Origin of the sequence: Roseateles chitinivorans (genome assembly GCF_050632145.1) — a bacterium.
Lineage (GTDB): Bacteria > Pseudomonadota > Gammaproteobacteria > Burkholderiales > Burkholderiaceae_C > Roseateles > Roseateles chitinivorans_B.
Genome location: NZ_CP192577.1, coordinates 2,576,334 through 2,588,844, shown reverse-complemented (window position 1 = coordinate 2,588,844; position 12,511 = coordinate 2,576,334). Strand labels below are relative to the sequence as shown.

10 protein-coding genes are annotated in these 12,511 nt (G+C 69.5%); 4 read left to right on the top strand and 6 right to left on the bottom strand.

What is annotated here, in order from left to right; all coding sequences use genetic code 11:
* Positions 1–9 precede the first annotated feature (9 nt).
* From ACQ86G_RS11850 to ACQ86G_RS11840, 3 genes are read right to left on the bottom strand one after another with little or no spacing between them, the layout of a single operon-like run.
* Complete coding sequence (locus tag ACQ86G_RS11850) at positions 10–1,716, bottom strand: NAD+ synthase (protein WP_431260737.1); 1,707 nt, start codon at positions 1,714–1,716, stop codon at positions 10–12.
* Between the two features lie 57 nt (positions 1,717–1,773).
* Positions 1,774–3,003: a nicotinate phosphoribosyltransferase gene (pncB, locus tag ACQ86G_RS11845; RefSeq protein WP_431260736.1), complete on the bottom strand. Its 1,230-nt coding sequence runs from the start codon at positions 3,001–3,003 to the stop codon at positions 1,774–1,776.
* Positions 3,004–3,016: 13 nt separating this feature from the next.
* Positions 3,017–3,871: a cysteine hydrolase gene (locus ACQ86G_RS11840; RefSeq protein WP_431260735.1), complete on the bottom strand. Its 855-nt coding sequence runs from the start codon at positions 3,869–3,871 to the stop codon at positions 3,017–3,019.
* 213 nt (positions 3,872–4,084) lie between these two features.
* Here ACQ86G_RS11840 and ACQ86G_RS11835 point away from each other — a divergent pair, with 213 nt between their 5' ends.
* Positions 4,085–4,759: an NUDIX hydrolase gene (locus tag ACQ86G_RS11835; RefSeq protein ID WP_431260734.1), complete on the top strand. Its 675-nt coding sequence runs from the start codon at positions 4,085–4,087 to the stop codon at positions 4,757–4,759.
* 19 nt (positions 4,760–4,778) lie between these two features.
* On the opposite strand, the gene gcvA is transcribed toward ACQ86G_RS11835, so the two are convergent.
* Positions 4,779–5,756 carry a transcriptional regulator GcvA gene (gcvA, locus tag ACQ86G_RS11830; RefSeq protein ID WP_431260733.1) on the bottom strand — a complete coding sequence of 326 codons (978 nt, stop codon included), beginning with the start codon at positions 5,754–5,756 and terminating at the stop codon, positions 4,779–4,781.
* A 125-nt stretch (positions 5,757–5,881) separates the two neighbouring features.
* On the opposite strand from gcvA, the gene ACQ86G_RS11825 reads away from it, so the two are divergent.
* Both ACQ86G_RS11825 and gorA read left to right on the top strand, forming a co-directional pair.
* A complete protein-coding gene (locus ACQ86G_RS11825; protein WP_431260732.1) occupies positions 5,882–6,598 on the top strand; it encodes a cupin domain-containing protein in 717 nt (238 codons plus the stop codon).
* Positions 6,595–7,947 (top strand): glutathione-disulfide reductase, encoded by a 1,353-nt coding sequence (gorA, locus tag ACQ86G_RS11820; protein WP_431260731.1) that lies wholly within the window; start codon positions 6,595–6,597, stop codon positions 7,945–7,947. Before ACQ86G_RS11825 ends, gorA begins: the two co-directional genes overlap by 4 nt.
* A 106-nt stretch (positions 7,948–8,053) precedes the next feature.
* Here the strand turns inward: gorA and ACQ86G_RS11815 are convergent, their stop codons facing one another.
* Both ACQ86G_RS11815 and ACQ86G_RS11810 read right to left on the bottom strand, forming a co-directional pair.
* Positions 8,054–9,127, bottom strand: a complete 1,074-nt coding sequence (locus ACQ86G_RS11815) for an alpha/beta fold hydrolase (protein ID WP_431261387.1) — start codon at positions 9,125–9,127, stop codon at positions 8,054–8,056.
* Positions 9,128–9,219: 92 nt separating this feature from the next.
* Complete coding sequence (locus ACQ86G_RS11810) at positions 9,220–10,050, bottom strand: isocitrate lyase/PEP mutase family protein (protein ID WP_431260730.1); 831 nt, start codon at positions 10,048–10,050, stop codon at positions 9,220–9,222.
* A gap of 261 nt (positions 10,051–10,311) precedes the next feature.
* Here ACQ86G_RS11810 and ACQ86G_RS11805 point away from each other — a divergent pair, with 261 nt between their 5' ends.
* Positions 10,312–12,504 (top strand): TonB-dependent siderophore receptor, encoded by a 2,193-nt coding sequence (locus tag ACQ86G_RS11805; RefSeq protein ID WP_431260729.1) that lies wholly within the window; start codon positions 10,312–10,314, stop codon positions 12,502–12,504.
* The last annotated feature ends 7 nt before the right edge of the window (positions 12,505–12,511 follow it).

The window sequence follows — 12,511 nt, the reverse complement described above, 5'->3', positions numbered from 1 at the left end:
TTCCGGTTCTCAATAGTGCTTCGCCGCGATCGGCAACTGCCGCCCGCTGCCGAAGGCCCGCGCCCGCAGCCGCACGATCGGCGGGGCCTGGCGGCGCTTGTATTCATTGCGGGCGATCATGCCCTTGATCCGCGCGACCAGCGCCTGACCTTCGTCGCTCCCGCGCAGCGCGGCGACCGCGGCCTCGGCGGCGGTGCGTTCGTCGTCGGAGAGACGCTCGCCTTCGATCAGCACCTTCAACACCTCGTCCAGTACCTCGTAGGGCGGCAGGCTGTCGGTGTCGCGCTGGTCCGGCGCGAGTTCGGCGCTGGGCGGCTTGTCGATGATGGCCACCGGGATGATCTCCCGGCCCGCCGTCTCGTTGAGGTGGCGGCTCAGCGCGAAGACTTCCGTCTTGTAGAGGTCGCCGATCAATCCCAGGCCGCCGTTCGTGTCGCCGTAGAGGGTGCAGTAGCCGACGGCGATCTCGCTCTTGTTGCCGGTCGTCAGCAGCAGGTGCCCCTGCGCGTTGGACACCGTCATCAGCAGCGTCCCGCGGATGCGCGCCTGCAGGTTCTCCAGCGCCAGGCCGGACGGCCGCAGCGCCAGCGTGCTGGCCGCCATCGAGTCACCGACCTGGCGGACGATGTCCTCGATCGGACAGGTATCGAGCGGGATGCCGAGGTTGGCGCACAGCGCCTTCGAATCGTCGACGCTGCCGGACGACGAGAAGCGCGACGGCATCGTGATCGCCGAGACCTGGTCGGCGCCGAGCGCCTCGACGGCGAGGGCCAGCGTCAGCGCCGAGTCGATGCCGCCGGAGGCCCCGACGACGACGCGCTCGAAGCCGCAGCGCCGCGCGTAGTCGCGCAGGCCGAGCACGATCTGCCGGCGGTAGAACGCCATCGTGTCGAGGCCCGCGCTGGCCGGTGGCAGCGCACCGCCGTCCCGGGAGGAGAAGAGGCCCCGATCCGTCTCGAAGCGCAGCGTGACGACGTGGGACTCGAAGCGTTCGGCCTCGAAGACCACGCCCGGCTCCGGCTCGATCGCGAAGGACGCGCCGTCGTAGACCAGCTGGTCGTGACCGCCGACCTGGTTCACGAACACCAGCGGCAGGCGATGCCGCCAGCAGGCCGCGCGGAACACGGCGTGGCGCTGCTCGCGCTTGCCGATGTTGCTCGGGCTCGCGTTGATCGAGACGATCAGGTCCGGCGCCGCGTCGGCCAGGCGCTGGAACGGGTTGACCGCGTAGTCCTTGCCGTCGTCGTTCCAGCCGTCCTCGCAGATCATGAAACCGACCTGCGTGCCGCCGATGCGCAACACGCGCGCGACATCGGGGCCCGGCTCGAAGTGGCGGCGCTCGTCGAAGACGTTGTAGGTCGGCAGCAGCTGCTTGTGGCACTCGAGCAGCACCTCGCCGTCGCGGATCACGAGCAGCGAGTTGCGGAAGGCCTTGCCGGCGCCGGGATTGCGCGTGGGCGCGCCGACGACCCAGTGCAGCGAGCCGACCTCGCGCGTCGCCGCGAGCAGCGCGGTCATCGCGCGGTCCAGTCGCTGGCGGAAGTCCTCGTCGTCGAGCAGGTCGGCCGGGTAGTAGCCGGTCAGCGAGAGTTCGGGGAAGACGACCAGGTCCGCGCCGTCGTGTCGCGCCTGCCGCGCCGCATCCAGGTGCAACGCGAGGTTGCCGTCGAGGTCGCCGATCGTCGGGTTGATCTGCGCCAGGGTGATCTTGAGCATGACTCGCTCCTTGGCTGGACGGCGGCGTCGCCCGCCGCCGGTTCATTCAATGACTCGTCAGGCGGTGACGCGGAACACCTGCCGCAGGTAGTCGAGGAAGGTCTGGTCGTCGCACAGCGTCTTGCCGGGCGCGTCCGAGAGCTTGGCGACCGACTGGCCGTTGCAGCGGATCAGCTTCATGACGATGTTCAGCGGCTTCGGTCCGAGGTCGTTGCTGAGGTGGGTCCCGATGCCGAAGCCCACCGGCACGCGTGGCGCGAAATGCGTGTGCAACCGGAACGCCTCGTCGCAGTTCAGGCCATCGCTGAAGACCAGGCGCTTGGTGAACGGGTCGATGCGCAGCTTCGCGTAATGCGCCAGCGCCTTCTCGCCCCAGACGACCGGATCGCCGCTGTCGTGCCGCAGTCCGTCGAAGAGCTTGGCGAAGTACAGGTCGAAGTCGGCGAGGAACGCGTCCATGCCGATCACGTCGGTCAGCGCGATGCCGAGGTCCCCGCGGAACTCCTGCACCCAGCCCTCCAGCGCGGCCTTCTGGGACAAGCGCAGCTGCACGCCCACCGCCTGGTAGGTCTGCAGGTACTCATGCGCCATCGTGCCGATCGGGATCAGGCCGTGGCGGCGGGCCAGCTCGACGTTGGACGTGCCCTTGAACACCGACGGGATCTCGCGCTTGAGCGTGGCGACCACCTCGTCGTGCCAGTCGCCGGAGAAGCGGCGGCGCAGCCCGAAGTCGAAGAACTCGAACGGATAAGCCTCGTCGCCGAGCGTGCCGGGCACTGCGGCGGCGTACTCGCGCAACCGGACCGTCTTCGCGGCGAGCCGGGCGCGGCCTTCGGCCAGCACCTCGTCCTCGCGGCCGGCGCAGAGTCGGCGGAAGTAGAGCTCGTTGACGATGGCGAGCACGAAGATCTCGAACGCCATCACGTGGACCTGCGGTCCCTGGGCGACGATCACCAGCTGACCCGCTTCGGCGCCCTCGCCCGGCCGGGCCTCGATGAAGCGGCGCTGGAAGCGGAAGATCCGCAGGAAGTCGATGAAGTCGGACTTCATGAATCGCAGGCCGCCGAGGTAGGCCAGTTCCTCATCGCTGAAGCTCAGCGTGCAGAGGTGGTCCAGTTCGCGGTTCACCGCATCGCTGAGCTCGCTCAGCGGGAAGGCCGGCGTGTTGCGGCAGACGAAGCGGTACTCGGCGTCATTGGCGGGGAACGCATGCAGCAGCGTCTGCCACATCGTGAACTTGTAGAGGTCGGTCTCGAGCAGCGAGCGGATGACGGGGGTGTCGTTCATGACGTCGCTCCGCTCAGGCCGACAGCAGGCCGAGCGCCTGCGCCGCGGTCATCGTCCGGACGCCAAGCGCGCGGGCGCGCTCGACGAAGGCGCTCGCGCCCGCCTCGAAGCCGCCGACGGGGCTCATCGCATCCTCGATCAGCACGACCCGTCCGAGCCGCTCGGCGCTCATCTCGCCGAAGAGGTCCTCCGCCGTCGCGGCGACGCAGTGGCTGCTGGCTTCCCCGGCGATGAAGGTCAGCCCCGGGAAGTCGACGATGCGGTCGACCAAGGCGCGGTTGGTCTGGGTGCGCGGGTCCGATGCGATCGGGACCTCGGCGCGCACGGCGCTGTACTGCTCGGTCATCGGGTTCTGGCCCTTGAGCACCTTCTCCACCGTGCGCAGCCGCGCGGCTTCCCAGCGCCCCAGCGCGGCGGCCAGCTCGGCATGGACGTTGTGGCCCCAGGTGCCGACGACGCAGTGCGTCGGCCAGACCATCAGGATGTACTTCTTCGGGCTGGCCTCGAGCGCGTCCAGGTAGGCCAGCACCGGTTCGCGCAGCGCGGCGTCGCGCGGGGCGAAGCGGCCGGCGCGGACGTCCTCGGCCTTGATCTGCGTGAACGGAGCGACCGGCTGGGGCGCCTCGCCGGTGCCGTCGTCGCCGGGCACCTGCCAGAACGCCGGCCGCTCGATCGCATACACCGCGTGCGAGTCCAGCGTCACGACGATGTCGGCGATCGCGCCGCCTGCCTGATCCACCAGCGCGGCCAGGCGCTTCATGTCCGCATCGGCGCCGGTCACCGGCAACGTCGCGCCGGGGATGTCGCAGAAGTCGTTCTGCGGATCGACGATCAGCAGTTGCAGGGGCTGGATGCGTGGGGTGGTCATGAAAACTCCGATTCCGTCTTTGTCATGTCGTGGCGCCAGCATAGCTCACTTCGTGCTTGTTTGCACTAAGTCTCGAAAATCTGGATCCACTCCTCTTGCAACGAGGTGTTGCGCGGTGCGTCAATGATTCCAGGATGCGTTCAATGCGACGGTTTGACGCACGGCATCCTTGCCGCCCATAATTCGTGCCTTTCCGCACTAAGAAGAAGAGCAGTGGATTTCGAACGCCCCATCGTCACCGTCGACATCGTGCTGCTCACGCTGCGCGAGGGCGTGCTGCAGGCGGGTCTGGTCCAGCGGGACCGGGAGCCGGCGCCCGGCGCCTGGACGCTGCCCGGTGGATGGGTGCACACGGACACCGACCAGGACGCCGACGATGCCGCCGCCCGCATCCTGCGCGAGAAGGCCGGCCTCGTCTCGCCCTATCTGGAGCAACTGAAGACCTTCTCGGGCATGCATCGCGACTCGCGCGGGTGGTCCTTGTCGGTGAGCTATTACGCGGTCGTGCCGGTCGACGTGGACGCCGGCCTCGGCGAGCGCTTCCGCTGGGCCGCCGTCGACAGCCTGCGGTCCCTGCCCTTCGACCACGCGCAGATCCTGCGCACGGCGGTCGAGCGCGTGCGATCGAAGACGCTGTACTCGTCGCTGCCGGTGCACCTGATGCCGGCCGAGTTCACGCTCGGCGAATTGCAGCGCACCTACGAGCAGGTGCTCGACGCGGAACTCGACAAGCGCGGCTTCCGCCGCCGCATCGACGAGCTCGACGTGATCGAGGAGATCCCCGGCGCGTTCACCAGCGGCGGCAGCCACCGGCCGGCGCAGCTGTTCCGCAAGAAGGCGCATGCGCCGGCGCTGAAGACGGTGACGAGCAATCTGCCGGTCGGCTGAACGCGCGACGCCGGAGGTCTCATCGTTGACGGGCAGGCTTGGCGAGCTTGGCGGCCTTGGTCGCCTTGGTGGAGCTGGCGGGCTTGGAGAAGCGGGCCGCTTCGGCGAGCAACCAATCCCGGAACGCCTGCAGCCGCGGCGACGCGGCGCATTCGGCCCGATAGACGATGAAGTAGGCCAGCGCGGAGCGGCAGGCGATCGTGGGGAACAACCGGACCAGGCGACCCGCGGCCAGATCGTCCTGCGCCATGACGCCGCGGGCCAGCGCCACGCCCTGCCCTTCGCTCGCGGCCTGGAGGACGGCGGCGGCGTTGTTGATGCGCAGTCCGCGCTTGCGGGCCCCCGACGGCACACCCGCCTGCCTGAGCCAGTCGTCCCACGAGGTGGCCCCGTCGACGCCCTCCAGCGACAGGTCATGGATCAACGCTGCGCCCGCCAGATCCCGCGGCGCGGCCAGCGGATGCCGACGCGCGTAGTCGGGCGAGCAGACCGGGTACATCTCCTCGTCCAGCAGCTTCTCGGCGGTCAGGCCCGGCCATGCGCCCGCGCCGTAGCGCACCCCGATGTCGATCCCCTGCGCGAGGAAGTCGACGGACTTGTGGCTCGTCTCGAGGCGGACATCCGTGTCCGGCCACGCCGCCTGGAAGCGCTCGATGCGTGGCAGCAGCCACTTCGCCGCGAACGCGGGGCTGATCGTCACCGTCAGCACGCCCGAATGCGAGGCGTCGCGCAGGATTTCCATGCCCAAGGCCAGCTTGTCGAACCCGGCTTGGATGTCGGGCAGCGCGCGACGGGCCGCATCGGTGGGGACCAGCCGCGCGCGACCGCTGGCCGCACGCAGGAAGAGCGGCGCGCCCAGCCAGTCCTCCAGACCGCGCACCAGCTGCCCGACGGCCGCCGGCGTGACGTTCAGTTCGGCGCTCGCCGCCGAGAAGCTGCCGTGCCGGGCCGCGGCCTCGAAGGCCTTCAGGGCGTTCAGGAAGATGGGCGACTTCATCGTGCTGGAGAAGTTTTTCTTTGCGGTCCCGAAAGAATATCCGCTTTGCGGGAATCGCTGGCGAAGGCGAAGATCGTTGCATCGGGCCGCGCTGAGGCGCGGCTCACGACCCAGCAGAGCCCCGCATGCTTGTGAATGCCGATTTCGACAGACCCGCCCTCGTCACGCCGGACGACCATCGGTGGATACCGTCGCCGCAGCGTGGCGTGTCGCGCGTGATGCTGGACCGCGTCGGTGCCGAGCAGGCTCGGGCGACCAGCCTGGTGCGCTATGACCGGGCGTCGGACTTCCCGACTCACGCTCATCCCGGCGGCGAGGAGATCCTCGTCCTGGAGGGGACCTTCTCGGATGAGACCGGCGACTATCCGGCCGGGTGCTACCTCCGCAATCCGCCGGGCTCCGCCCATCGGCCGCGCAGCGTGGAAGGCGCCCTGATCCTGGTCAAGCTCCGGCAGATGTCGCCGGACGATGCGACGATCGTCCGCGTGAACACACAGGATCCCGCCAACTGGACGCAGGGGGACGGACGCAGCGTCTGTGCGCTGCATCGGCACGGCGACGAGACGGTCGATCTCATCGAGATCACCGCTGGCGCCGTCCTGCTGCCGCGCCATGTCGACGGCGCCGAGATCTTCGTCCTGCGGGGTGGACTGCGCTGGGGCGATCGGACGCTCCCGCCACAAAGCTGGCTGCGCCTGCCGGGTGGCGAGTACGCCGACCTTCGCGCGGGCGACGAGGGCCTCATGGCCTATCTCAAGACGGGCGCCATCGCCCCCATCGTGTCGACGGCCGGCGAGCGTGGCGTCCCCGCCAACCCGGCCGACAAGGAGTACCCGACGTGAGTCCCTTCGATTTTGATCTCGTGGTGGTCGGCGGCGGTTCCGGCGGCGTGCGGGCCGCCCGCGTCGCGGCCCAGCACGGCGCGCGCGTCGCGATCGTGGAGAGCGCCAACTACGGCGGCACCTGCGTCCACCGCGGCTGCGTGCCGAAGAAGCTGCTGGTGCAGGCCAGCCGGTTTCCGCGGTCCGCAGCGTCGGCCCGGGGCTACGGCTGGGCGGCCGAGGTCGCCGACCTGGACTGGCGGCGGCTGATCGCGCACAAGGACACGGAGATCGACCGGCTCGAGGATGTCTACGAGCGCAACCTGCAGGGCGTCGGCGTCCAGACCTTCCATGCGCATGCGCGGCTCGTCGATGCCCACACGGTGCAGCTCGACGGCGGCGACCGCCGACTGACCGCGGCGCGCGTGCTCATCGCCACCGGGGGTCGGCCCGCGACGCTGGACATCCCGGGGAAGGAGTTCGCCATCACCTCGGACGAGGCCTTCCATCTGGACGCGCTGCCGCGGCGGGTGCTGGTCGTCGGCGGCGGCTACATCGCGGTGGAGTTCGCCGGCATCTTCCGCGGACTGGGCAGCGAGGTGGACCAGGTCGTCCGCGGCCCGCGGCTGCTGGGCGATTTCGACGAGGACATCGCGACGGTGCTGGCGCGTCACATGACGCAGCAAGGCATCCGTCTGCACCTCGGGCAGGAGCTCGCCCGCATCGACAAGGGGGCCTCCGGCCTCGTCGTGACGACCTCGACGGGATCGCGGCTGGACGTCGATGCGGTCCTGCTGGCGGTGGGCCGCCGCGCCAACACGGACAACCTGGGGTTGCAGGCCGTCGGCGTGGCGATGGACGATCGGGGCGCCATCGTCGTCGACGCGCTGGGCCAGACGAACATTCCGTCCATCCATGCCATCGGCGACGTCACCGACCGGCTGAACCTCACGCCGGTGGCGATCCGCGAAGGACAGGCCTATGCCGACCGCCTCTTCGGCGGGTTGGACGTCCCGGTGCTCGACCATGAAACCGTCCCGACCGCCGTCTTCACCAGCCCGGAGATCGGTGTCGTCGGCCTGACCGAGCAGGCCGCCCGGGCGCGCCACCCGGACCTCCGGGTGCTGACGACGACCTTCCGGGCGATGACGCTGGCCTTCGGCGGCTCACCGGACCAGGTCTTCGTGAAAGTGCTGGTCGACCGTCCGACGGACCGGGTCCTCGGCGTCCATCTGCTCGGCGAAGGTGTCGCCGAGATGATCCAGTTCATCGCGGTCGCGCTGATCGCCGGCGCGACCTGGCAACACTTCCGCGCCACCGTCGCGCTGCATCCGACGATCGCCGAGGAGATCGTGACGCTCAAGGACTGAGCACGGTCCGGATCGACGGACGCGCGCGGGGGCGCGGGGGCGCATCGCTGCGCCCTGCCGAACCGGGCCTTGCCGACCTGCGCTTCATCGACCGCTCATCGCGCGCTCACCGCGCGCTCAACCCCTTGAGCAGCGCCTCGTGGAACTCCTTCGGCGACTCGACCTGCGGCGAGTGGCCCAGCGCCGGGAACTCGATCAGCGAGGCCCCCGGAATCATCTTCGCCGTCGAGCGGCCGAGCGTCGCGTAGTCGCCCAGCGTCTCCGCGATCTCCTTGGGTGCGCGGGCCGCGCCGGGCGCGGTGCGGTCCTTGCCGCCGATCATCAGCAGCGTGCGCACCCGCAGCCGCGGCAGTTCCTGCACCACCGGCTGGGTGAAGATCATCTCGGAGGTCTGCGCCTGGTTCCACGCGACCTGCTCGCGCCCCGGTCCCGCGTACTGGCCGGCGGACATGCGCACCCAGCGGTCGTACGCCGGCTTCCACTGGCCGTTGTAATAGAAGCGCAGCTGATAGGCCTTGATGGTTTCCGCGGTCGTCTTGAGTTCCTGCGCGTAGAGCTGGTCGATGCTCGCGTACGGCACGCCGGCGGCCTGCCAGTCCTCCAGGCCCAGCGGGTTCACGACCACGAGCTGCTCGACCTGCGTCGGATACGCGAGCGCGAAGCGCATCGCGAGCATCCCGCCCATCGAGTGGCCGATCACCGTCGCCTTCGCGATGCCCAGCGACTGCAGCAGCGCCTGCGTGTTCGCCGCGAGCTGGTTGAAGCTGAACTGGTAGCCGGTCGGTTTGCTCGACGCGCAGAAACCGATCTGGTCCGGCGCGATGACGCGGTAGCCCGCGCCGGCGAGCACGCTGATCGTCTGTTCCCAGGTCGCGCCGCAGAAGTTCTTGCCATGCAGCAGCACCGCGGTCCGGCCGTTGGGCTGGCCGGTCGGCGCGACGTCCATGTAGACCATCTCCAGCGCCTGCCGCTGTGAAGTCAGCTTGAAGCGCTGCTGCGGATGGGGGTAGTCGAAGCCTTCGAGACGCGCGCCGTAGACCGGCAGGTCCTGCACGGACGGCGCGGTCTTCGTGGCCGAGGCAGGTTCGACGCTCTGCGCCTGCGCGATCGGGGCGAAGGCCGCGAGCGCTGCAACGGACAACACGGACAACACGGACGACACGGTCAGGACGGACAACATCTGCTTCACGGGAAACTCCAGTAGAGAGGGGAACGGCGCGCCGAAGCGAGCAAGTGTCGTTCCCTCTCTCCCCGGTGCGTCCCGCAGGGGCTTCAGCGCTGATCGAGATACCCGAAGCTGCCGTGATCGCGGATCTCCTCGGCGGCCAGGCGCGCGGCCTTCATCGCGTGCCGGAACAGCGACATCGCCAGGCTGACGCGCTTCACGCCCGCGTCGCCCAGCTCGCGCACGGTGAACGAGCGCCCCGGGATGCCCGCCATGAAGTTGACCGGCCGGCTCACCGACGCGCAGACCCGACGCACCGCGTCGAGGTCCGGCAGCAGCGGCGCGAACAGCACGTCGGCGCCCGCGCGCTCGAAGGCCTGCAGGCGACGGATCGTGTCGTCCAGATCGTCGACGCCGTGGAGGAAATTCTCCGAGCGCGCCGTGACCAGGAAGGGGAACGGCAGCGCGCGGGCCGCCGCCACCGCCGCGGCCACGCGCTCGACCGCGAGATCGAAGTCCAGGATCGGTGGTCCGCCCTCGCTCGACGAGTCCTCGATGGAGCCGCCGACCGCGCCCGCCTCCGCCGCGAGGCGGATCGTCAGCGCGCAGTCCTCGGGACGATGACCGAAGCCGTTGCCCAGGTCGGCGCTCAGCGGCAGCGGCGTGGCACCGGCCAGCAGCCGGATGTGCGCGAGCGTCTCGTCGCGCGTGAGCTGCCCGTCGCGGCGGCCGACGGCCTCGGCCGCCGCGGCGCTCGAAGTCGCCAGCGCAGGGAAGCCCGCAGCCTCCAGCATGCGCGCCGAGGCGATGTCCCACGCGTTCGCGATCACGAAGGGGCCGGGCCGTTCATGCAACGCGCGCAACGCGGCGGCCTTCGCGGCCAAGGTCTCGACCGATGTCTCGGGGGTGTGATCAGCAGTCGTGGACGGGGTGCTCATGGCGGGCCTCCTCGGTGGGTAGACGCCGGATGCTAGGCCGCGCTCCTGCCGCCGTCTGGCAGCAATCGGACCTGTTCCTCCGCCACCGCTACCTCCAAAAGGGTGGTGGCGTCGCGACGATTCCCCTGCGAACGGGGCGGTTCGCGCGACCAGCGCCCCCTAGGCCCCATCCACAATATTGCGAACCATTCGCATTTGCTAACGTATCGCGTTACGCCGAATTTCTGATCCCCCGTCTCCCTGTCTCTCCCGGTCCACACCATGTCCAACACCGCCTCCCGCGCCGCCGCGCCGCGCCTGTCTCCGATTTCCCTGTCCATCCTGGCGCTGCTGGTGCCGCTTGCGGTCCAGGCGCAGACCGCGCCCGCCGAGGCGCCGGCCGCCGACGCGAAGCCCTCGACGGGTGCGTCGACCGCCGCCGGCGACGGCACCCAGAAACGTCTGCTGGACGAGGTCGTCGTCACCGGCGTGCGCAAGAAGACCTTCGCGGCGGAGACGGTGCGGGTCGGCGCCTTCCGCGACCAGGATCCGCTGGACGTGCCGCTGACCAACAGCGTGATGTCGCGCGACCTGCTGGACGCGCAGGCCGCGCAGGGCCTGTTCGACGCGCTGAAGAACACCGCCGGCGTGACCCGCTCGCAGGTCAGCGGCTCCACCTACGACAACCTCTCCATCCGCGGGATCATTGTCGAGAACCGCAGCAACTACCGCCTCAACGGCAACCTGCCCGTCGTCAACCTGATCGACATCCCGCTCGAGAACAAGGAGCAGGTCGAGGTCCTCAAGGGCGCGTCGTCGATGTACTACGGCATGGTGCCGCCGTCGGGCATCGTCAACTTCGTGACCAAGCGCGCCGGCCCCACGCCGGTGACGTCGCTGACGACCACCGTCAACGACCACGGCGGCGCCAAGGTCCACATGGACATCGGCCGCCGCTTCGGCGAAGACCAGAGCGTGGGCCTCCGCGTCAACGCCGCGACCAGCAAGGAAGAGACCGGGATCGACCGCTACAAGGGCGATCGCGACGTGCTGACCCTGGCCGCCGACTGGCGCGCGACCTCCTGGGCCAACTTCAAGCTGGACGTCGAGCACTACCGCAAGAACACCAGCGAGCAGGCCGGCATCCAGCTGCCCGCCGCGGTGAACGGCGTGATCACGCTGCCGCGCGTGCCGGACAACAAGACCAACCTCGCGCCCGAATGGGCCCGCTACGACGCACAGGCCGACAACGTGCTGCTGCGCGGCGACTTCGGCCTGAGCGAGAACTGGGTGCTGAGCGTCGAGACCGGCCGCGCCCAGACCGAACGCGACCGCAACAACACGACCTTCATCAACTACAACCCGCAGACCGGCGCCGGCACCGCCAGCGTCAACACGCTGAAGGGCCAGAAGTACACCAACACCAACCACCGCGTCGAGGCGATCGGCCGTTTCGACACCTTCGGCGTCGGGCATGAACTGACCCTGGGCACGACCTACAACCGGCGCGAGTCCGCCGGCTGGATCAGCGGCACGGCGACCGCGCCGCAGAACCTGTACGCGCCGGTCGACATCGCGCAGCTGAACCCGACGCTGCGCCAGGCCGGCTTCCCGTCGGAGATCAACGACCGCGGCCTGTACGCCTTCGACCGCGTGTCCGTCGGCGAGCAGTGGCAGTTCCTGGCCGGTCTGCGCAAGACCGTCTACCGCAGCGAGGCGACCAGCCCCACCGCGCCGACCAGCGTCTACCGCGCCGACAAGGTCACGCCCAATTTCTCGGTGATGTGGAAGCCGATGAAGAACCTGAGCGTCTACGGCAGCGTGCTGCGCGGCCTGGAGGAGACCGGCACCGCGCCGCTGACCACCGACAACGCCGGCCAGGTGCTGGCGCCGGCCGTGAGCAAGCAGCGCGAGCTGGGCGTGAAGGCGCGTGTGGGCGAGGTGCTGCTGCAGACGGCGGTGTTCCAGACGGACCGCGCGCTGACGACGATCATCAACCGCGTCTACCAGATCGGCGGCGAGGCCCGCTATCGCGGCCTGGAGTTCTCCGCCAGCGGCGAGATCGGCCGCGACTTCGCGATCGTGGCCTCCGCGCTGGTGCTCGACGCCGAGATCACCAAGGTCGGCACCACCAACGCGGGCGAACTGGGCCAGTCGCCGGAGAACACGCCGAAGAACACGCTGAGCCTGTTCGGTGAGTACCGCCTGCCGATGGTGCCGGGCCTGTCGCTGAACGCCGGCGTGTACCACTTCGGCAAGCGCGCGGTGAACAACCTCAACCAGGGCTGGGTCGATGCGTACGAGACGCTGTCGATCGGCGCGCGCTACCAGTTCCGCGTCATGGACAAGGCCGTCAACCTGCAGGCCAACGTCGACAACCTGACCGACAAGAACTACTGGAGCACCGCCGGCAACAGCCTGCTGGGCGTCGGCGCGCCGCGCACGCTGCGCCTGACCGCCAAGGTCGACTTCTGACCGCCCG